Origin of the sequence: Pinirhizobacter soli, from assembly GCF_015905305.1 — a bacterium.
In the GTDB taxonomy this organism is placed as follows: domain Bacteria; phylum Pseudomonadota; class Gammaproteobacteria; order Xanthomonadales; family Rhodanobacteraceae; genus Pinirhizobacter; species Pinirhizobacter soli.
The window spans coordinates 449,443-470,935 of record NZ_JADZLQ010000001.1 but is presented as its reverse complement, the minus strand read 5'-3'; the positions used below and the strand labels follow the sequence as shown (position 1 = coordinate 470,935).

21 protein-coding genes are annotated in these 21,493 nt (G+C 62.8%); all 21 read left to right on the top strand.

The genetic code is table 11. The features are described 5' to 3' along the window. Positions 1–57 precede the first annotated feature (57 nt). A complete protein-coding gene (locus tag NDK18_RS01715) occupies positions 58–732 on the top strand; it encodes a peroxiredoxin-like family protein (RefSeq protein WP_250626925.1) in 675 nt (224 codons plus the stop codon). A 53-nt stretch (positions 733–785) separates the two neighbouring features. After that, positions 786–1,730, top strand: a complete 945-nt coding sequence (locus NDK18_RS01710) for a LysR family transcriptional regulator (protein WP_250626924.1) — start codon at positions 786–788, stop codon at positions 1,728–1,730. Continuing rightward, on the top strand, positions 1,727–1,978 hold the full coding sequence (locus NDK18_RS01705; RefSeq protein ID WP_250626923.1) for an EexN family lipoprotein: 252 nt from the start codon (positions 1,727–1,729) through the stop codon (positions 1,976–1,978). Before NDK18_RS01710 ends, NDK18_RS01705 begins: the two co-directional genes overlap by 4 nt. Positions 1,979–2,198: 220 nt before the next feature. Continuing rightward, complete coding sequence (locus NDK18_RS01700) at positions 2,199–4,202, top strand: conjugal transfer protein TraG (RefSeq protein WP_250626922.1); 2,004 nt, start codon at positions 2,199–2,201, stop codon at positions 4,200–4,202. Next, positions 4,199–4,663: a CopG family transcriptional regulator gene (locus NDK18_RS01695; protein ID WP_250626921.1), complete on the top strand. Its 465-nt coding sequence runs from the start codon at positions 4,199–4,201 to the stop codon at positions 4,661–4,663. Before NDK18_RS01700 ends, NDK18_RS01695 begins: the two co-directional genes overlap by 4 nt. A 62-nt stretch (positions 4,664–4,725) precedes the next feature. Continuing rightward, a complete protein-coding gene (gene trbB, locus NDK18_RS01690) occupies positions 4,726–5,697 on the top strand; it encodes a P-type conjugative transfer ATPase TrbB (protein ID WP_425600634.1) in 972 nt (323 codons plus the stop codon). Then, a complete protein-coding gene (locus NDK18_RS01685) occupies positions 5,694–6,077 on the top strand; it encodes a TrbC/VirB2 family type IV secretion system protein (protein WP_250626919.1) in 384 nt (127 codons plus the stop codon). The genes trbB and NDK18_RS01685 overlap by 4 nt, the downstream gene beginning before the upstream one ends. Then, a complete protein-coding gene (locus NDK18_RS01680) occupies positions 6,074–6,343 on the top strand; it encodes a VirB3 family type IV secretion system protein (protein ID WP_250626918.1) in 270 nt (89 codons plus the stop codon). The genes NDK18_RS01685 and NDK18_RS01680 overlap by 4 nt, the downstream gene beginning before the upstream one ends. A gap of 10 nt (positions 6,344–6,353) precedes the next feature. Next, positions 6,354–8,804 carry a conjugal transfer protein TrbE gene (gene trbE, locus NDK18_RS01675; protein ID WP_250626917.1) on the top strand — a complete coding sequence of 817 codons (2,451 nt, stop codon included), beginning with the start codon at positions 6,354–6,356 and terminating at the stop codon, positions 8,802–8,804. After that, positions 8,801–9,529 (top strand): P-type conjugative transfer protein TrbJ, encoded by a 729-nt coding sequence (gene trbJ / locus NDK18_RS01670; protein ID WP_250626916.1) that lies wholly within the window; start codon positions 8,801–8,803, stop codon positions 9,527–9,529. The genes trbE and trbJ overlap by 4 nt, the downstream gene beginning before the upstream one ends. An 11-nt stretch (positions 9,530–9,540) precedes the next feature. Further along, positions 9,541–9,834 carry an EexN family lipoprotein gene (locus tag NDK18_RS01665; RefSeq protein WP_250626915.1) on the top strand — a complete coding sequence of 98 codons (294 nt, stop codon included), beginning with the start codon at positions 9,541–9,543 and terminating at the stop codon, positions 9,832–9,834. Beyond that, positions 9,831–11,204, top strand: coding sequence for a P-type conjugative transfer protein TrbL (gene trbL, locus NDK18_RS01660; RefSeq protein WP_250626914.1), 1,374 nt, complete (start codon positions 9,831–9,833; stop codon positions 11,202–11,204). The genes NDK18_RS01665 and trbL overlap by 4 nt, the downstream gene beginning before the upstream one ends. A 12-nt stretch (positions 11,205–11,216) precedes the next feature. Continuing rightward, entirely contained in the window at positions 11,217–11,921 is a 705-nt protein-coding gene (gene trbF / locus NDK18_RS01655) for a conjugal transfer protein TrbF (RefSeq protein WP_062794347.1), read from the top strand. Beyond that, a complete protein-coding gene (gene trbG / locus NDK18_RS01650; RefSeq protein ID WP_062794346.1) occupies positions 11,918–12,919 on the top strand; it encodes a P-type conjugative transfer protein TrbG in 1,002 nt (333 codons plus the stop codon). Before trbF ends, trbG begins: the two co-directional genes overlap by 4 nt. Before the next feature lie 2 nt (positions 12,920–12,921). Beyond that, positions 12,922–14,208, top strand: a complete 1,287-nt coding sequence (locus NDK18_RS01645) for a TraB/TrbI/VirB10 family type IV secretion system protein (RefSeq protein ID WP_250626913.1) — start codon at positions 12,922–12,924, stop codon at positions 14,206–14,208. Next, positions 14,205–14,420 carry a DUF2274 domain-containing protein gene (locus tag NDK18_RS01640; protein WP_019718195.1) on the top strand — a complete coding sequence of 72 codons (216 nt, stop codon included), beginning with the start codon at positions 14,205–14,207 and terminating at the stop codon, positions 14,418–14,420. The genes NDK18_RS01645 and NDK18_RS01640 overlap by 4 nt, the downstream gene beginning before the upstream one ends. Before the next feature lie 176 nt (positions 14,421–14,596). After that, positions 14,597–15,697, top strand: a complete 1,101-nt coding sequence (locus NDK18_RS01635; RefSeq protein WP_250626912.1) for a hypothetical protein — start codon at positions 14,597–14,599, stop codon at positions 15,695–15,697. Then, on the top strand, positions 15,697–16,593 hold the full coding sequence (locus tag NDK18_RS01630; RefSeq protein WP_250626911.1) for an antitoxin: 897 nt from the start codon (positions 15,697–15,699) through the stop codon (positions 16,591–16,593). The genes NDK18_RS01635 and NDK18_RS01630 overlap by 1 nt, the downstream gene beginning before the upstream one ends. Positions 16,594–16,601: 8 nt before the next feature. Next, on the top strand, positions 16,602–19,601 hold the full coding sequence (locus tag NDK18_RS01625; protein WP_250626910.1) for a DEAD/DEAH box helicase: 3,000 nt from the start codon (positions 16,602–16,604) through the stop codon (positions 19,599–19,601). A gap of 85 nt (positions 19,602–19,686) precedes the next feature. Next, complete coding sequence (locus NDK18_RS01620) at positions 19,687–20,592, top strand: AbiJ-NTD4 domain-containing protein (protein WP_019718199.1); 906 nt, start codon at positions 19,687–19,689, stop codon at positions 20,590–20,592. 96 nt (positions 20,593–20,688) lie between these two features. After that, complete coding sequence (locus tag NDK18_RS01615) at positions 20,689–21,402, top strand: TIGR02391 family protein (protein WP_250626909.1); 714 nt, start codon at positions 20,689–20,691, stop codon at positions 21,400–21,402. The last annotated feature ends 91 nt before the right edge of the window (positions 21,403–21,493 follow it).

The following is a 21,493-nucleotide window of genomic DNA, read 5'->3' as shown; positions in this document are numbered from 1 at the left end:
CTCACCGGGAACAAAGATCATGTCATCACTACTGGGCTTATCCCGTTGGAGATGACTATGAAATTGAAATTGCAGGAAACGCTCGATGCGTTTACCGCTGAGCTGATAGATAGCGGGAAGATTCCAAACGATATCGTGAAAGGTCTCAAGGAGGGCATAGCCGAACAAGTGGCCAGCGGACGGGCTGATCTGGCATTGAAGGCTGGAAAACCTGCTCCGACATTTACGCTGTCCGACGCAGAGGGCAATCGAGTAAGTTCCGTCGAGCTTCTGAGCCGAGGGCCCTTGATTGTCAGCTTCTACCGGGGAGTTTGGTGTCCGTACTGCAACATTGAGTTGAAGGCACTTGAGGCTGTTCGCGAAGACATCGAGGCACGCGGCGCATCTATCGTTGCGGTATCGATGCAGACGGCGGCAAACAGTCGGAAATCTTCTCGCGAGAACGAAGTTCGCTTCCCCATACTCGTCGACGCAGGAGGCTTTGTAGCCGCGCAATTTGGACTACGTTATAGCCTCTCCCCCGAAACGATCCAGCTCTATAAGACGCTTGGAAATGACCTTCAGGTTATCAACGGCGAGGACAGTTGGACTTTGCCAATGCCGGGTCGATACGTCATCGGCAGGGATGGAATTGTGGCCCACGCCGAGATCAATCCGGACTACACGCAGCGTCCAGAACCGAGCGACCTGCTGCCCATCTTGGATCATCTACGGCACAGAGACGCCGCATAAAGATCTATTTCGTTAGCAGGAACGGAGTCCATTTTTGAAATCGGGGAGAGCCAATGGAGTTACGCCATTTGCGCTGCTTCCTCGCGGTAGCCGAAGAACTTCATTTCGCCCGTGCGGCCGAGCGGCTGCACATCGAGCAGTCGCCTCTTTCGAGGGCGATTAAGGAATTGGAAGAAGAACTGGGCGTCAAGCTTTTTGTTCGGACGACGCGCAGCACGCGGCTGACTCGTGCAGGAAAGCTGTTTCAGGAGAATGTGCCGCGTGTGTTCACCGCCTTGCAGCAGGCGCGCGACAGTGTGAAGGCTGCCGCCAATGGTTTTCATAGCCAATTGCGGGTAGCGCTGTCGGACGGCATAACGCCATCACGGTTCTCTACGTTCTTGGCGTTGTGCCGCCAAGAGGAACCGGAAATCGATATCCGTTTATCCGAGGTTACGCTGACGCAGCAGCTTAAGGGCCTGCACGACGATCTGTATGACGTAGGGTTTGCACAATCGGAGGAGGTTGGCGACGGAGTCATCGCGGAGCCCGTTTGGGACGATCCTCTAATGTTGGCAGTGCCTGCTCGACATCCTCTTCTGAAGTACAAACGCATTCCATTGGAGGAAGTGCTGCATTATCCGCTGGTACTCGGTGATCCTGTGGCGTGCGAGGGTCATGCACGCCAGGTAGAACGCGCGTTGCGACGAGTAGAGCAGGAGCCGCTGATTGCAGAGCGAGTCACCACCATCGACCTAATGATGGCTTTGGTATCAGCCGGCTTTGCATTGGGCTTAGCTGGCGCCTCACAGATCGCGGCTAGTCGCGAGCCAGGCGTAGTGGCACGTCCGCTGGCTGGCCGCACACCTCTGCTAACCACCTATCTGCTTCGTTTGGATAACGAACCTTCTGATGCTTTGGCCCGCTTCATTGAAAGAGTCAACTCCATCGAATCGCTAGCAAGCAAAAAGCCTGCTTTCCCGGCGCAACCCGATACTTCGGAGGAAATCGAGCCATGAATAAGATCATGCTGCTTATGTTCACTTTGGTGGTACTAGCTTCTTGCGGAAAATCCGCACCCACAGAGACAGTCGAATCCCTTGCGGCTAATCCTGCACGGTTGAAAGAGTTGCGCGAGCAGTGCAAGACGGATCGCGCGAAGCTGGGTGATGAACTTTGCAATCGCGTGGCCGAGGCAACAAATCGGCGCTTCTTCGGCGATGGCAAGACACCGTACACGCCGCCCAAGGACCAACCGAAGTTCTAACTGTATGTGTATCGCCAGTTATTTCTAACTTCTCGTTCGACACGCCGCAATGCGCCTGCGCTTGCGGCGTTTTGTTTCTATTCGCCCGCGCGCGAAATCTTGCTTTTTCGTCGACCTTTGTCCCGATAACGGTCTTTGACCGTCCTTGATCTGACCCCGATCCTCGTGTGTGCGGCACGCCTTTGTGCCGCCGGTTGCGCAGGAGAGAGCGGAGGCCAGGATGCAAGGTCAAGGCGTGTTGTTCGGGCAGGTCGGTGTCGTCTTTGGCATCGTTATCGCCGGTGTGTGGATCGCCACACAGTGGACAGCCGCCGCACTGGGCTACCAGCTACGCCTAGGCTCGCCCTGGTTCGATTTCTTTGGCACGCCGATCTATCACCCGTGGCGGTTGTTCGAGTGGTGGTTCTTCTTCGATGCTTATGCGCCCCGGGTCTTCGACACGGGCGGCGCGATTGCGGGCGGCAGCGGCTTGGTGGCTGTCGTGGTCGCCATCGCCATGTCCGTGTGGCGCTCGCGGCAATCGAAACTGGTGACGACCTACGGGTCGGCGCGCTGGGCCGACGCCGCTGATATTCGAAAGGCGGGACTAACCCAGCCCGCAGGCGTCTTCCTTGGTCGGCATGACGACCAATACCTGCGGCACGAAGGTCCGGAGCACGTCCTGACCTTCGCACCGACGCGATCCGGCAAGGGCGTCGGCCTGGTGGTTCCCACGCTGTTGAGCTGGCCAGCGTCCGCCGTCATTCACGACATCAAAGGCGAGAACTGGCAGATCACCGCCGGATGGCGTTCGCGCTTCTCGCACTGCCTGCTGTTCAACCCCACTGATCCGAAGTCGGCGGCCTACAACCCCCTGCTCGAAGTCCGGCGCGGCGCGCATGAGGTGCGCGATGTACAGAACATCGCCGACATCCTGGTTGATCCCGAAGGTGCGCTGGAGCGCCGCAACCATTGGGAGAAGACTTCGCACGCGCTCCTGGTCGGCGCCATCCTGCACGTGCTCTATGCGGGAACCGACAAGACACTGCGCGGCGTCGCCAACTTCCTGTCCGATCCGGCGTGCCCGTTCGAGCTGACGCTGCATCGGATGATGACGACGCGGCATCTCGGCGATACGCCGCATCCCGTTGTCGCCTCCGCCGCGCGCGAAGTGCTTAACAAGTCGGACAACGAGCGGTCGGGCGTGCTGTCCACGGCCATGTCCTTCCTCGGCCTGTACCGCGATCCCACGGTGGCCGAAGTCACATCGCGTTGCGACTGGCGCATCGCCGACCTGATCGCATCCGAGCATCCCGTCTCGCTGTACCTCGTCGTGCCGCCGTCCGACATCAGCCGCACGAAGCCACTGGTGCGGTTGATCCTCAACCAGATCGGCCGGCGTTTAACGGAATCGCTCGACGGCAGCGACGGCATTGCACGCCGTCACAAGCTGCTGCTGATGCTAGACGAGTTCCCGGCACTGGGCCGGCTCGATTTCTTCGAGACAGCACTGGCGTTTATGGCCGGCTACGGCATCCGCAGTTTCCTCATCGCGCAGTCGCTCAATCAGATCGACAAGGCCTACGGCCAGAACCATTCCATCCTCGATAACTGTCATGTGCGCGTGACGTTCGCCACGAATGACGAACGCACCGCCAAGCGGATCTCCGAAACACTGGGCACGGCCACCGAGCTGCGCGCGCAGCGCAACTACGCCGGCCACCGGCTCGCGCCTTGGCTGGGGCACCTGATGGTGTCGCGGCAAGAAACGGCGCGTCCGCTGTTGACGCCCGGCGAAGTGATGCAACTCCCGCCGGATGACGCCGTGGTGATGGTATCGAGCCTCGCGCCGATCAAGGCCAAGAAGTTGCGCTACTACGCCGACGCTAATTTCAAGCAGCGCGTGCTGCCGCCGCCCACGCTCGCATCTGGGCGCTACGCCGATGCGCCGCCGCTCCGCCCAGACGACTGGAGTGGCTTGGCTATCCCTGTCGTACCTGCCGCTTCGACCGCATCGGTGGACTTGACCGACAGCGCAGCTGCTGCCGACGACGGTGGGCCGCGTCGGCAGCCGGAGCTGTCCGAGGTCACCGAATACCTCCCCGACCAAGAGCCAGCGACCAGCGACCTGGCGCTGCTCGATGACGACGACTTGCCACTACCCCTTCCTCGCCAGCTCGACCCGGCCATGCAGCGCACGGCCCGGCTGGCGTCCCTCGACCAACACGACGGAATCGAGCTATGAGCCAATACCGCCTCAACCTGTTCATTCCGCACGAGCACGCCAAGCGACTCGACGAGCTGGCCGCCAAGAAAGGCGTGTCCAAGTCGTCCATCGTCGCGGCGGCGCTGGCGTCCTGGCTGTCGCCGGACGCGGGCGACCAGCGTGAGGCGGCCATCGCCAAGCGCCTTGATCGACTGTCGCGCCAGTTCGAGAGGCTGGAGCGCGACCAGAACATCGAGATCGAAACGCTGGCGCTGTTTGTCCGCTACTTCCTGACGGTCAGCACCCCGGTTCCTGAAGCCCATCAAGACGCGGCCCGCGCGCAGGGCAAAGCGCGCTTCGAGCAGTTCGTTGAACAACTCGGCCGCCACCTGATGCGTGGGCGCAGCCTGGTGCGCGACGTGGTGGAGGAACTGCATCCCGACATTTCTCACTTGGACGATGCGGCGGCGCTGGCTGAGGCTCAGGAGCGTACTTCATGAGCGCCATCCCCTCGACTGTCGGGCAGTCCTTCGCCACCACGTCGCTCGACCGGCGCATCCGCATGCTGCGCACGGCGATGGGGCCGTTGATCGCCGCCGCGCTTGAAGACCCGGACGTGGTGGAAATCATGCTCAACCCCGACCGCACACTATGGGTCGATCGCCTATCGTCGGGCCGCGCGCCGCTGGGCGCAGAACTGTCAGAGGAAGACGGCGAACGCATCATTCGCTTGGTCGCCGCGCATGTTGGCGCGGAAGTCCATCGCGGCCAGCCGCTCTTGAGCGCTGAGTTGCCAGAAACCGGCGAACGCTTCGAGGGCATCCTGCCGCCAGCCGCGCCGGGGCCGGCCTTCGCGCTACGCAAGCGCGCGGTGGGCGTGATCCCGCTGGAGCGCTATGTCTCCGACGGAATGATGACCGTCGAGCAGGCCGAGTTCCTGCGCAGCGCGGTACGCGAGCGCCAGAACATCCTGATCGCCGGTGGCACCAGCACCGGCAAGACCACGCTCGCCAATGCCTTGCTCGCGGAAATCGCCGCTACAGGCGACCGCGTGTTGGTGCTCGAAGACACCATCGAACTGCAATGCACGGCGCGCGACCACGTGCCGCTGCGCACACGTGCCGGCGTCGTGTCGATGACCGAGCTGGTACGCGCCACGATGCGGCTGCGCCCCGATCGCGTGATTGTCGGCGAGGTGCGCGGCGGCGAGGCGCTGGATCTCATCAAGGTGTGGGGTACCGGCCATCCCGGCGGCATCGCCACCATCCATGCCGGCTCCGCGCTGGGCGCGCTGCTGCGCGTGGAGCAACTGATTCTTGAAGTGGCCGTGAATCCACCGCGGGCGCTCGTCGCCGAGGCCGTCAACGTTGTCGTCCACATCGCCGGCCGTGGCCGGTACCGCCGCATCGAAAGCATCGCCCGCGTCCTTGGCTTCGACGGCGTGGGCTATCGCCTCGCGGATGCGCTGGAGCCACCGCTTCCAGAGCTGCCGCTTTCCTCCCTGTCCCCTAACCACCCTGGAGAACTGCCATGACACAGATGCACGCCCATACTTTCCGTATTTCCATAAATCCGGCCTCAATCCTGGCTCGCCTGCGGCGCCTGGCCGGCCCCGCGCAACATGGTCTGCTGACGGCCGCCGTAATGCTGACGACGGCTGGCACGGCAAGGGCCGCCGGTTCGTCGATGCCCTGGGAAGGCCCGCTCGAATCCATCCTCGAATCGATTCAAGGGCCGGTGGCGCGCATCGTCGCAGTCATCATCATCATCTCCACCGGTTTGGCGCTGGCCTTCGGCGACACATCGGGCGGCTTCCGCAAGCTCATCCAGATCGTGTTCGGCCTGTCGATCGCGTTCGCGGCGTCGAGCTTCTTCCTGTCGTTCTTCAGCTTCTCCGGCGGGGCGGTCGTATGAGCGCGACCAGCGACTTGCCGGGCTTTGAGGTGCCGCTGCATCGCTCGCTGACAGAGCCGATCCTGATGGGCGGCGCTCCGCGCACTGTGGCGATCGCCAACGGGACGCTGGCCGCTGCCGTTGGCCTCGGCCTGCAACTGTGGATTCCCGGCGTCGTGCTCTGGATCATCGGCCATTCGCTGGCGGTGTGGGGGGCTCGCGTCGATCCGCAGTTCATGCAGGTTTTCGCCAAGCACCTCAAGCACAAACCGTTGTTGGACGTGTGAGGACAGAGCCATGCTGAACCTTGCCGAATACCGCCAACGCCCCGCATTGCTTGCGGACTGGCTGCCGTGGGCCGGACTGGTCGCACCGGGTGTCGTCTTGAACAAGGACGGCAGTTTCCAGCGCACGGCGCGCTTTCGCGGGCCAGATTTGGATAGTGCCACGCAAGGCGAACTGATCGCCACGACGGCGCGACTGAACAACGCGCTGCGCCGGCTCGGCGCCGGCTGGGCGCTGTTCGTCGAGGCCGAACGCCGGCCGGCGGCGGACTATCCGCACTCGGATTTCCCCGAACCGTTGTCATGGCTGGTAGACGAGGAACGGCGAGGGACCTTCGAGGAATCAGGCCACCACTTCGAGAGCGGCTATCACCTCACGCTCCAATACCTCCCGGCGGAGGAATCCCGCGCCCGTGCAGCCAAGCTGCTGTACGAGAACACGCCGACCGCCGGTGTGGATTGGCGCGAACGCCTGACCGCGTTCGTCGCGGAAACGGGCCGCGTCTTCGACCTGCTCGATGGCGTGATGCCTGAGATCGACTGGCTCGATGACGCCGAAACGCTGACCTACCTGCACGCGACCGCCTCGACACGGCGCTACCGCATCGGCGTGCCGGACGTGCCGTTCCACCTTGACGCATTGCTGGCCGACACGCCTTTGATCGGCGGCCTCGCACCGATGCTTGGCGACCAGCACCTGCGCATCGCCACGGTACGCGGTTTTCCAACCTCGACCTGGCCTGGGATTCTGGACGACCTCAACCGGCTGGGCTTCGCCTACCGCTGGAGCACGCGCTTTTTGTGCATGGACAAGTCGGAGGCCGAAAAGGAACTTGGCCGCCTGCGCCGGCAGTGGTTCGCCAAGCGCAAAAACGTGGTGGCGCTGCTGCGTGAAACCATCTTTCAGCAGGAAAGCCCGTTAGTGGATACCGACGCCAGCAACAAGTCGGCGGACGCCGACGCCGCCTTGCAGGAACTGGGCAGCGATCAAGTCGCCTTCGGCTACGTCACCGCGACCGTGACGGTGCTCGATGCCGATGCCGACACGGCTGACGAAAAGCTGCGCATGGTGGAGCGCGCGATTCAGGGCCGGGGCTTCGTGACGATTCCCGAAACCCTCAATTCGGTGGAGGCGTGGCTGTCGTCGGTGCCGGGCAACGCCTACGCCAATGTGCGCCAGCCCATCGTCTCGACACTGAACCTCGCGCACCTGATGCCGGTATCGGCGGTGTGGGCCGGACCGGAGAAGAACGACCACCTCGACGGGCCGCCGCTGATCGTCACGCGCACCGAAGGCGCCACGCCGTTCAGGCTAGTGACGCACATCGGCGATGTTGGCCATACGCTGATCGCCGGTCCGACGGGCATGGGCAAATCCGTGTTGCTCGCCACGCTGGCCATGCAGTTCCGCCGCTATTCCGGCTCGCGCATTTTCGCGTTCGACATGGGCCGTTCGATGCGGGCGACAGCGCTGGGGTTGGGCGGGGAATACTACGACCTCGGTGCTGATGGCGCGATCGCCTTCCAGCCCCTCGCGCGCATCGACCGGGAGAGCTATCGCAGCTGGGCCGCCGAATGGGTCGAAGGTCGCCTGACGCACGAAGGCGTCGCTGTCGGCCCCGACGAGAAGGCGGCTATCTGGTCGGCGCTCGGGAGTCTCGCCGGCGCGCCGATCGAACAGCGCACGCTCACGGGCCTGTCGGTGCTATTGCAGTCGAATGCGCTGCGCCAGGCGCTCGCGCCGTATGTGCTCGGCGGCGCGCACGGCAAGCTGCTCGATGCCGATCACGACCGGCTGGGCACGGCCGACGTGCAGTGCTTCGAGATGGAGGAGCTGATGCATAGCAAGGCTGCGGTGCTGGCCGTGCTGGGCTACCTGTTCGCGCGCTTCGATGAGCGGTTCGACGGTGCGCCGACCCTGCTGATCCTCGACGAGTCCTGGCTGTTTCTTGACGACCCGGTGTTCGCCACGCGCATACGCCAGTGGCTCAAAACACTGCGCAAGAAGAACGTCAGCGTCATCTTCGCCACGCAGTCGCTCGCGGACATCAAGGATTCGAGTATTGCGCCCGCGATTATCGAAAGTTGCGCGAGCAGGATTTTCCTGCCGAACCCGCAGGCCACCGAGCCGCAGATTCGCACCATCTACGAAGGCTTTGGCCTCAACAGCCGCCAGATCGAAATCGTCGCCAACGCGCAGCCCAAACGCGATTACTACTACCAATCCCGTGCGGGCAATCGCCTGTTCGACCTCGACTTGGGGGCGGTCACGCTCGCGTTCGCGGGGGCCTCGACGCCCCAGGACCAGCGCGCCATGGACCGGGTACTTACCGATGCCGGCGCACCGGGCTTTACCGGCGCCTGGCTGCGCCATCGCGGCCTCGATTGGGCGGCCGATCTGCTGCCGTCCGCACCATCCGCCGCCTCTTTTCTTGCTCGTCAACCTCTGGAGGTTTCGCCATGAAGATTCGCCTTCTCACACTCGCTGTTGCCGCGTTGATCGGTGTCATGCCCGTTGCGCACGCGCAGTGGGTCGTCGTCGATCCGACCAACCTCGTGCAGAACACGCTGACTGCGGTTCGCACGCTGGAGCAGATCAACAACCAGATTCAACAACTGCAGAACCAGGCGCAGTCGCTGATAAATCAGGGGCGCAACCTGGCGAGCCTGCCGTTCAACGTGGTCAACCGGCTGCGCTCGACGCTGGCGAGCACCCAGCAGCTCATCACGCAAGCACAAGGGCTGGCGTTCCAGGTGCAGAGCATGGATCAACAGTTCGCGCAGTTGTACCCACAGCAGTACGCAGCGACTGTGAGCGGCAATCAGATGTACCAGGACGCGCACCAGCGTTGGCAGAACACACTCAATGGCTTGCAGACCGCGATGCAGATGCAGGCGCAGGTTTCGCAGAACGTGACCGACGACCAAAGCGTACTGACAGACCTTGTCGGCCAAAGTCAGTCTGCAACGGGCGCATTGCAAGCAATGCAAGCGACTAACCAGCTCCTGGCGTTGCAGGCGAAGCAATCCATTCAGGGCCAGCAGCTCCAACTCACACAGGGACGCGCCGCGGCGTTGGAACTGGCACGTCAGGCCGCCGCTGTCGAACGTGGCCGTGAGGTGACGCGACGTTTTCTCGGCGCCGGCACGGCGTACACGCCGCAGTCGGTCAACTTCTACGGCAACTGACGGGCACGGCCATGAAACGGGCACCCATCCTGTTCGCCTTCGCATGGCTGCTGGCCGGCTGCAACCGGCCGCAGGCATTGTCGGTCGATGCGCTGGCCGCCAATCCGGCTCGGCTGCACGCGCTGCGTGCGCAGTGCCACCGTGGCGAACACGACGACGTGTTCTGCGCGCGGGTGGACCAAGCCGATCTGCGCCGCTTCCTCTCCGGTCAGGCCGGGCCGGGTGAATACCAAACGCTGGCTGACCTGCCGCCGATCCCGGCCAGCTTCGACGGCCTCGGCACACCGACGGAGGAACGGCCATGAACGACGTTTCCATCATTGACCACTTCCTCAATGTCTTCTCCACTTACATCGACTCCGGCTTCGGCCTGCTGCGCGGTGAAGTCGCGTTCCTGACCGCGACGCTGGTGGCGATCGACATGACGCTTGCCGGGTTGTATTGGGCGCTTGGCCATGCGACCGGCCAGGGCGATGACGTGATGGCGAAGCTCATTCGCAAGGTGCTCTACGTCGGTGCCTTCGCCTACATCATCGGCAATTTCAACATGCTGGCCAGCATCGTGTTTCGCTCGTTCGCTGGCTTAGGCCTGACAGCGTCCGGCTCGACCGTGAGCATGGCGACGTTCCTGCAACCGGGACACCTCGCTAAGTCCGGCATTGACGCGGCGGCACCGATCCTTCAGCAGATAAGCGAGATGGCAGGATTTCCCGAAGTGTTCGTCAACATCGCGCCCATCGTCGTGATGTTCCTCGCCTGGTTCATTGTCATCCTCTGCTTCTTCGTGCTGGCGGTGCAGCTCTTCGTCACGCTGATCGAGTTCAAGCTGACCACGCTCGCCGGCTTCGTGCTGGTGCCGTTCGCGCTTTGGAACAAGACCGCGTTCCTCGCTGAAAAGGTGCTCGGTAACGTCGTCTCGTCGGGCATCAAGGTATTGGTGCTGGCCGTCATCGTCGGCATCGGTACGGGGTTGTTCGCAGAGTTCCCGACCACGCCAGGCGAGCCTTCCATAGACCATGCGCTGGTGGTGATGTTGGCGTCGTTGGCAATGCTCGCGCTGGGCATCTTCGGGCCAGGCATCGCCACCGGGCTCGTTTCAGGCGGCCCGCAGCTCGGCGCTGGCGCGATGGCTGGCGCCGCCTTGGGCGCGGCGGGAACCGCCGTCGCGGTCGGTGCTGCTGCCACCGGCGTCGGTAGCGCTGTGGTGGCTGGAGCGCGCATGGCACCAGCTGCCGCCAGCGCCATCGGTAGCGGCGCACGCGCCGCCGCCTCGACCGCTAGCAGCGCACGGTCGGCGTTTCAGGCCGGTTCCGCCGCTGTCGGCGGCGGTGCGAAGGGTGCCATGGCTGGCCTGGGCAACGTCGCCAAAGCCGGTGCGCAGGCGGTCGGCCAGAAGGCCGCCGCTGGCGCGCGCTCAATCGGGCAGCGTGCAGCCGCCGCCTTCCGCTCGGACAGCGCGGGGGCGGCGGCTGGTGGTGGCAGCGCTACGGCGGGCCCGGCCGCAGCAGGCGAAGCCCCCGCGAATAGCGCCAACCAACAACAGCCCGCCTGGGCCAAGCGGTTGCACCGCCGCCAGCAGATATCCCATGCCGCCACCACTGCCGCACACACGCTGCGCGGCGGGGACGGCGGCGGCTCGGGTAGCGGACCAAGCCTTACCGATTCCGATTCTTGAGGAGAACCAGCTATGCGATTCAAACGACCGCAGGTGCGCTACGCCGATACGCCGCAGCCTGCCACCCCGTATCAAGCCGCCGCGCAGGTGTGGGACGAGCGCATCGGCTCGGCCCGCGTGCAGGCGAAGAACTGGCGGCTGATGGCCTTCGGTTGCCTCGCGCTGGCGCTCTTGATGGCGGGCGGCCTGGTTTGGCGCTCGGCGCAGTCCATCGTCACGCCCTACGTGGTGGAAGTGGACAAGACCGGACAGGTACGCGCGATCGGCGAAGCCGCCACGCCGTACCGGCCAGCAGATGCACAGGTCGCTTACCACTTGGCGCACTTCATCACGCTGGTGCGCTCACTGTCGATTGATCCCATCGTGGTACGGCAGAACTGGCTGGACGCCTACGACTACACCACTGACCGCGGCGCAGCGGTACTCAACGACTACGCGCGCACGAACGATCCGTTCGCTCGCGTCGGCAAGGAGTCGGTGACGGTGCAAATCACCAGTGTCGTTCGCGCCAGCGATTCGTCATTCAACGTGCGCTGGACGGAGCAGCGTTTCGTCAACGGCGCACCGGCCGGCACCCAACGCTGGAACGCTGTCATTTCCATCGTCCTGCAAACCCCGCGCACCGAGCAACGCCTGCGCAAGAACCCGCTGGGCATCTACGTCAACGGCTTGTCGTGGAGCCGTGAACTCGATGCGTCCGAAGGAGCTAAGCCATGAACCAGTTTTTCCGCTTTTACGCTTTGGTGCTGACCTTGGTGGTCACCACATCGTCACTATTGGGCTGCGCCTCGCAGGGCAAGCCGCCGCCGCATATTTCGCTCGATGAGCCGGTGCAGGCGCAACCGTTGCCAGAACCGCCAAAGCCGGTGGAAGTGGTGGAGGTGCCGAAGGTGCTGCCGATGCCGGCGCAGATGAAGCCGCTGCCTGACGTGGATGAAGCCAAGTCCACGCCCGAGCCGGCTGACGAAACCGTGCGCGTCTCGCGTGCCAACGCCGAGGCGCGTATGGCGCCGACTCGCGAGGGCTATGTCAACGCGATTCAGGTATGGCCTTTCACCGATGGCGCGCTGTACCAGGTCTATGCCGCGCCGGGACGCGTCACCGTCGTATCGCTCCAGCCGGGCGAGGAACTGGTGACGGTCGCCGCAGGGGACACCGTGCGCTGGATTGTCGGCGATACGTCCAGCGGCGCCGGGGCCGAGCTGCGCGTCAACGTGCTGGTGAAGCCCACCCGGTCGGGCCTCAAGACCAATCTGGTCGTCACCACGAACCGCAGGACATACCTGCTGGAGTTGACCTCGACGGAAAAAGCGTGGATGGCATCGGTGTCCTGGGACTACCCGAAAGACCGAATGTTGGCCTTGCAGCGCCAGTCGCAGGCCGCGCAGGCGACCGCGCCGGTCGATACCGGCCTGTCGCTGGAGAAGATCCGTTTCCGCTACGCAGTCAGCGGCAGCAATCCACCGTGGAAGCCGTTGCGCGCTTTCGACGACGGCGAGAAGGTCTATATCCAGTTCCCAGGTGGCATCGCTCAGGGCGAGCTGCCGCCTTTGTTCGTGATCGGCGCTCAGGGCGATGGGCAACTGGTGAACTACCGCTTCCGCTCACCGTACTACATCGTGGATCGGCTGTTCGGCGCGGCCGAACTTCGCCTGGGCGGTGACAAGGGCGACGTGGTGCGCATCGAGCGCACGGATGGCACGCGGGGGAAATGACCATGAGCCAGGACGAAACCCCGGATGTGCCGATTCTCGACGCTGCGCCGAAGGTCGCGCCCGAGAACGTAGCGCTGCGGGCGCAACCGCGCCCGGTGACGCGCCTCAATCGACGGACGCTGGCGCTGCTCACTGGCGGCCTCGGCGTAGCCGTACTGGGCGCAACGATGTGGTCGTTGCAGCCTACGCATCGGCGCGGCGGCAATGAGCCTGCCGAGCTTTACAACGTCGATCGCGTCTCGCGCTCCGAAGGACTGGACCAGCTTCCTACCGATTACTCCAAGCTGCCGCCCAAGGTGCCAGAGCTGGGGCCGCCGTTGCCCGGCGACCTGGGGCCGGCCATCGTAAAGTCTCAGCAGCCGGCCGTGGCCCAATACTCGCCGCCCGGTCAAGACCCGGGCGCCGCCGAGCGTGACGCGCGGCGCAAGGAGGCTGAAGCGGCAGCGGGATCATCGGTATTCTTCCGCTCCAGCAATCAACGCGCCTCAGCTAGTGCGCCGGCGCAGGTGGCCGCTGCCGGCCCGACATCTGGCTTGACCGGCTTCGATCCGCAGGCCGCTGGCCCGGCCTCGACGGCGGCTCAGCCCGCAGACCCGACTGCCGTGCAGAACCGGCAAGACCAGAAGGAGGCGTTCCAGAAAGCCGGAACTACGGAAACACGTAATTCCGGCAATCTGCAAATGCCGACCTCGCCGTACCAGGTGATGGCTGGCACGGTGATCGCGGCAGCGCTCGTAACGGGCATCAAGTCCGACCTGCCGGGCGACGTGATCGGCACAGTGACGGAGCCGGTCTATGACACGGCGACCGGCCGCTACCTGCTGATACCGCAGGGGGCGCGCATCTTCGGCAAATACAACAGTCAGGTCGCTTATGGGCAGAGCCGCGTGCAGGTGGTGTGGAACAGGGTCATTCTGCCGGACACGTCATCGCTCACGCTGGACAACCTTGCCGGCACAGACCCAGCCGGCTATGCCGGACTGGAGGATGGCGTCGATTGGCATTGGGATCGCATCTTCGCTGGCGCCGCACTGACGACGCTACTGGGTGTCGGTGCCGAGCTGGCCGCGCCGGAGAACCGCCAGGGCGGCGATCGCGTCATCGTCGCCGGTCGCGACAGCCTGCAGGACAGCGTGAACCAGGCCGGACAGGAGATGACCCGGCGCAATCTCAACATCCAGCCGACTCTGACAGAGCGGCCAGGCCTGCCGGTGCGTATCATCGTCAACCGCGACCTTGTGCTGCGGCCCTACCAACCGTTGTTCTTCAACCGGGGGACTTCACGATGAGCACGGCGCGCAAGCTGCGACTGGGCCCGTTGCCCAAGACCGAGAGCGTCAAGCTGACCTTCGTGTGTCCGGTCGCGCTGAAGGCAGACCTCGACCGCTATGCGGCCCTTCATGGCCGCACTTACGGTGAAAATGTCGACGCGGCGACCCTCATCCCTTACATGCTGGAGGCGTTCATGTCCCGCGATCGGGGATTCAAGCAGGGCGGGTAGGGCGCATCGAGTCGGGGGGCTTTGTCACGGACGCTCGGCCAGTAGACGCCGTCGCAGCCTTGGCGGAGGCGTCAGAGCGGCGGAAGCCATGATCTTCACTGCGCAGTAAATATTGAGCTTTTGCCGAATATTCGGTAGAATAGCCATATTCACTGCGCAGTAAAGAACCAAAAACCATGGTGCTTGAGTCCCCGACGAACGAGTGGCAACTGATCGAGCAGTTCCTGGAAACCCTCCAGGGGCTGCCGGAAGTGCATGCGAATCTGGGTCGCTGGGAGTCCGTTGGATCGCCGGACGAGCCTCGGCACGACGCCCAGATCGAACTCCATGTTGCTGGCAGGTCGTTCACGCTGCTGATCGAGGCGAAAAAGGCGGTCTATCCCAGGGATGTGCGCGAAGTTCTCTGGCAGTTCCGGGACTATGGCCGCAGCCAGCCTATGGGGAAGAGCGCCGACGAGGCTTTGCCATTGCTGGTTGCTGAGTCGATCTCTCCGGGAGCCAAGGACCTACTCAGAACCGAGCGTGTCGGGTATTTCGACAGCGGCGGCAGCCTGTTCTTACCTGCGCACGGCGCCTATCTCTACATCGACAGGCCGCCGCCCAAGACGTTGGCTAAATCTGTCCGATCGCTCTTTGCGGGTCGCCGCGCGCAGGTGCTGCACGCCTTGTTGGTTCGACACCAGGACTGGTTCAGCGTCAAGGAACTAGCCGAACAAGCGCAGGTGTCCCCGGCGACCACCTCGCAGGTGCTGACGGAACTGGAACGTTTCGATTGGCTGGCTACGCGCGGCCAGGGCCCGAGCAAAGAACGGCATCTCAAAGAGCCAGGCGCGATGCTGGACGCCTGGCTGAAGCAGCTTGCATCGATGCGTGCCCCCGCACTGCGGCGCTATTACGTGCCCGCCCTCAAGGCGGATCAATTGGTCGAGCATGCAGGCCATGTGTTCGGGTCCCACCAGGTTGGCTACGCGATCACCCATGAAGCGGCCGCGCAACGCTATGCGCCGTTCCTTTCCAACGTGTCTCAGGTTCGTTGCCGGTTGTTGGTCGGGTCCGCAGCTGACGCCGCCATCGACGAGTTGGGTGCAAGGGCCGTCAACGAAGGTGCCAATCTGACGGTCATTGAAGCCAAATCACCGGGCGAACTGCTGTTTCGCGAGCGCATTGGCGATGTCTGGTTGGCAAGCCCCATTCAGGTCTACCTCGACTTGCTGGGGGGCGAGGGGCGAGCCAAGGAAATGGCCGAGCATCTGCGCAGAGACAGGATTGGTTTCTGATGACCAAGCCCGCGACCCTTGACGGCTACAGCGATCAATACACCCTCGACTGCGAGCGTGTTCTCGTGACGCTGTTGCGCGGGCTAGGTCCATGGAAGGATTCGGTCTACCTGGTCGGTGGCCTGACTCCTCGATACCTAGTGGCCGCCCGTCCGCCACTAATACCTGCGCACGCCGGCACGCTGGACGTGGACATCGTGATCGACTTGCAGATGCTGGCCGACACTGAGGCGTACCAAACGCTGGAGGACAACCTCAAGAAGATGGGCTTCGAGCGCGCCGAGAACGAAAAGAAGCAAAAGCTCTCGTGGCGTTGGCAGACCCGCACCGAACACGGTGCCTTGATGGTGTTGGAGTTGTTGGCCGACGCGCCGCAGATCGCCGGCGGCAAGGTGCAGCCGTTGCCTACCGAAGGAACGATCTCGGCGCTGAATATCCCGCACTCGTCCATCGTCTTCGATCTCCACCAAGTCACCGAGATCCAAGCGGAACTGTTAGGCGACAACGGCGTCGCGACAGAGAAAATCAAGCACGCCAACTTGGTGAGTTTTACCTGCCTGAAGGCGTTCGCCTTCGACCAACGGTTTGAACGCAAGGATGCGCACGACCTGATCTATTGCATTGAACACGCGCCCGATGGCATGGACGCCGTTGCCGAAGCTTTCCGCAAGGAAAGCGATGGCACGCATGGCGCCGTGATTCAGGCTTGCCTGGCGATCCTGCGTAGCCGCTTTGTGTATGACGACAAGACGGAGGGGTATCGCAAGGACGGTCCGGTGTCCGTCGCCAAATTTGAACTGGGCGAGGGTGACGAGCCCGAGCAACGCGAGGCGAGGGCGTTGCGTCAGCGCCAAGCGAGCGACGTAATCGAACAACTCTTGGCGCGAATCGAATAGGGGGCGGCGTGGCGATCAAAGCAATTTTCGTGGGTATCAATAAACACCTCGACGCGACGATCCCCGAGCTGGGCGGGGCCCGCCGCGATGCTACGGCGTTGTGGGCGCTGTTCACCGACACTGTCGAAGGCTTGGCTGGCCGACTGCTTGTCGATGAGGCCGCCACGCATGCAGAGGTGTCTCAGGCCATCCTCGGAACGCTGTCGGCCGCGGGCCAGGACGACGTGGTCGTCATCACATTCGCTGGGCATGGCTCTCCCGATGGAAACCTGGTCCTGTTCGATACCAACGCAGCCGATCTTTCCAGCACAGGCCTGTCGATGGCGGGCTTGGCCGATGCCTTCAAGGCGACGAAGGCGCGTGCGGTGCTGTGCGTGCTTGACTGCTGCTTCAGCGGGCAGGCGCCTGCACGCGTACTGGAGGCTGCAGCGCGCCCGCGAAGCGCATTTGCGTTGACTGGGATTTACGGCGAAGGGCGCATTCTGCTTGCCGCCTGTGCAACCAACGAATCTGCCTGGGAGCAGCCGGGCACCGGACACGGATTGCTTACGCATGCCGTGATAGAGGCGTTGACGGGTGCGGTCGGCGACTCGGTCAGCTTCCCGGAAATCGCCGGCGAGATTATCCGGCTGGCGCGTGTCGAGGCCGAGCGCATCAGCGTGACACAGACGCCTGTATTCCTGGGCAACGTCCAGGGTGGCCTTGTGTTTCCAGCCCTTAAGCGTGGTGACAACTACGCCGCTGCGTTCCCGGCCAGAGCGGTCCAGCAAATGTCGGGATCATTTGCGGAATTTTCCGCGCACGGCTTTCCGCCGGAGATCGTCGATCAGTGGACGACGGATTTCCCGCGAGGCCTCAACGCGCTGCAACTCAAGGCCGTCAACGAACATGGCGTACTGGCCGGCAGATCGCTGCTGGTGGTCGCGCCGACCAGCTCGGGTAAGACCATGATCGGCGAACTGGCTGCGATTCAGGCGGTCACAGCCGGCAAGAAAGCGGCGTTTCTGCTGCCATATCGGGCGCTGGTCAACGAGAAGTTCGAGGAGTTCAGCAAGCGATACGGACCTGCGGGCCTGCGCGTCGTTCGGTGCAGCGGTGATGCAACGGATGGCATTGGCCCCGTGTTGGGCGGTCGCTATGACCTGGGTTTCTTCACCTACGAAACCTTTCTCAATCTGGCGCTCGGTTCGCCGCGCCTGCTCAACCAGCTCGGCCTCGTCGTGCTTGACGAGGGCCAATTCATCACGGACCCGAATCGAGGCATTACGGTCGAGTTGATTTTCGCGCTTCTGCTGCGGGCGCGTCAGCGCGGCATCGAGCCGCAACTGGTGATCTTGTCGGCGGTCATTGGCAACCTCAACAGCTTCGATCGCTGGCTCGACCTGCCCTTATTGATGTCCCGCGAGCGGCCTGTGCCCCTGGTCGAGGGCGTGCTCGATCGGCGCGGGACGTTCCAGTTCGTCGATGTGGACGGCACCACCAAGACCGAAGCCCTGTTGCCTGCGCATCGCATCGTGCAGCGTCGCGACAAGCCCAGCTCGCAAGACGTGATCGTGCCGTTGGTTCAGCAACTGGTAGCACAGGGCGAGAAGTTGCTGGTCTTCCGCAACATGCGTGGTCCGGCACAGGGGTGCGCCAAATACTTGTCCAAGGAATTGGGCCTGGGTCCTGCGACGACCGTCTTGGACGTGCTGCCAACTCAGGATCTGACCGGCGCCTCGCAGGATCTGCGGGAATGCCTTGCGGGGGGCACCGCGTTCCACAACACCAACCTCTTGCGCGCGGAGCGCGAAGCCGTCGAGAAAGGTTATCGCAACGCTGGCGGCGGTATCCATGCGCTGGTGGCCACCACAACGCTAGCTGCCGGTATCAACACGCCGGCATCGACGGTGATCCTGGCCGAGAACGAGTTCGTCGGTGAGGACGGCCGCCCATTCACCGTCGCCGAGTACAAGAACATGGCAGGACGGGCAGGACGGCTCGGATACAACGAGACCGGCAAGGCCATCATCCTTGCCGACACGCCGATGGAACGCGCGCAACTGTTCCAAAAGTACGTGCTCGGCGTGCCTGAAGACGTGAAGTCATCCTTCCAGCAGCGCGACCTGCCAACCTGGACATTGCGCTTGCTTAGCCAGGTTCGGGGCGTGCGAGCCACCGAAATTCCTGGCCTTCTTGTCAACACGTTCGGCGGCTACTCTGCATCACGCGCAAACCCGCAATGGATCGCGATCGTGGAGCATGAAGTCACCGCGTTGGTCGAGCGCCTGCTGCAGGCCGGGCTGGCCGAGCGCGAGGGCGAGTTGATCCACCTGACCTTGCTCGGACGCGCCTGTGGCGCTTCGTCCTTGTCGTTTGAGTCGAGCCTGCGGCTGGTCGAGTTGATGAAACAACTGAACGCCGCACAGACGTCGCCCACCCACGTGCTGGCGATGGTGCAGGTCCTCGACGAAATGGATGCGATCTACACACCGGTCATGAAGCGGGGGCGATCGGAGAGCGTGCGCGCCAATGACGTGGCGCAGCGTTATGGGCATGCGATGACGCAGGCACTGCAGCGATATTGCCGGGACGAGATTGAGTTCTGGTGCCGATGCAAACGCGCGGCGCTCTTGTACGACTGGATCGAGGGTACCCCCGTCGACGTGTTGGAGAAGCGGTTCTCGACCACGCCCTTCGGAGGCGCTGTCGGATACGGAAACATCATCGGAATCGCCGACGCAACCCGCTTTCACCTGCGCTCGACGCACCAAATCCTGTCGGCGCTCTTCCCGGACCAGCCCACGTTCCTGGCGGGACTCGACGAAGTTCTTCAACGACTCGAATTCGGCCTTCCGGCCGGTGCGCTGCCGCTCACAAACTTGCCGCTCGCCCTGACCAGAGGGCAATACCTCGGGCTCTTCAACGCCGGATGCTCGACGCCGGAAGCCGTGAACGACTTGAGCGGCGAGCGGCTAGAAGCATGCATTGGTCCAAACAGCGCGTCGCTGCTGAGGCCAAAAGCATGAACACAATGGTCCTGCGCAGGGGAATGAAATTATTGGATAGACACGTCGCCACCATGGCGTCGTGGCCGCGAACGGAGTCAACGTGATGAGCGACTACTTCAGCGATCGTCAGAACGGTCCGCGCGCACGCACCGAGCAGGTGATTTCTCCCACGGTCTGGGCAGGCCTCGTGGCAACGGTACAGGCGTTGATCAATAGCGGCGCATTCGGCCTGCGTTTTCCCGAACGCTGCCCGGATGGGCAAGCCACTTGCGGCGGCGATGCTGTCGCCTTGGCGGCTTCCGTAAGCGCAGAAATGCTGGGTCTGGCTTGGCCGTTGGAGACAGCCTCCATTGATGGGGAGGGCTACTTTGCTGAACGCCAGCCGTTCGCGCCGGACACCTTGCTCGTCTTGGATTTCATCGAGTTCGTTCACGCATCAGTGGCTAAGCCGATCTCAGGGAAGTATCACGACTACTTCAGTCATCACCACCTGACTTTCGATCAGGAGGCGGGGCAGGAAGACTTCCGAATGACTGTCAATCGCATATTCGCGCGCAACGGGGTTGCGTTCGAGATGCTGCCCAATGGCCGAATTGAACGAGTGCTCCCGCCGGTGCTTGGTGAAGAACTGAAACGAACGCTTTTCAATACGGGAGATCGCACGCTCGACAACATGCTCGATGAGTGCCGAGCCAAGTTTTCGGACCGCAATCCGTTGATGCGTCGTGAAGCGCTGGAGCGGTTGTGGGACGCATGGGAGCGACTCAAGTCACTGGCTGACCCAAGCGACAAGAAGCGCTCGGTCAAGATCATCCTCGATGCAGTTACCTCCGTGCCGTCGCTGCGAGAGAGATTGGAGACAGAAGCGGCAGAACTGAACTCCATTGGAAACAGTCACCTCATTCGGCATTCGGAGATCAGCCAGGTGCCGGTGATCGATGTGGACCAGGTCGACTATCTGTTCCACCGCCTGTTCGCCATGATTCAGCTGATGCTGAGGAAAAAGTAAAAGTGCAAAAGCCCGCACGTTGCGCGATAACGGCGATCGCTCATGCGGGTTTGCGATGCCTTGTGGAATTGAAAAGATCAAACGGGGAGAGGCGCAATGCTTGAATGGTACTTGGAGGTAAATGCCCTGTTTCGGGCAATGCGTCAGAAAGCGGTCGATGCACAAGGCCTCCTTGCGAGCGACGATAAAGCAGGGGCCAAGTTGATCAATGGCTATTTGAAAGCCGACTATCAACTACTGCGCAAGCTGTGGACCGGTGCAGGGTTCCCTGAGCAAGACATGGGAAATCTTGGCAGGCATATCGGATTTGGCGACGCCAATGACTACAACGATATCCTTGCGCGCGATCTTCCCCAGGTAGAAGTGAGGGCGGAAGCGCATGTGCGCGAAGCGACAGGTACCAAGCCGAGCATGGGCTTCGAGGAACTGCTGCACCCCGTTATCTTCGCGCATGCCTTCCAGCACTATGTGGACGGACACTACCGCGATGCCGTGTTGAACTCCGTCGTTGCGATCTTTGATTTGATGCGAGAGCGCACTGGCCTGGATCTCGATGGCGCGGCTCTGGCGACACAAGTGTTGAGCTTGGAAAAGCCGCACTTGATCCTCAGCGAACTCGACACGGAGTCGGGCAGAAATGACCAGAAGGGGTTCATGCAAATTTTGGTCGGCGCTTACCTTGGCATTCGCAATCCCAAGGCGCATTCGCTAAATCATGATCTCGACCCGGAGAAGGCCGCGCAGTATCTGATCTTTGCCAGCCTACTAGCCCGACGGATCTACGAAGCGAAAGACGCTCCGAAGACCTGAGGCGCGCCAGTTGCATCGGTGGCTCTCGATCCCACCGCAAGTCACTGGAAGTCAGGCGATGTCCTGCGAAGGAATGCAGGTAGCGCAAAGA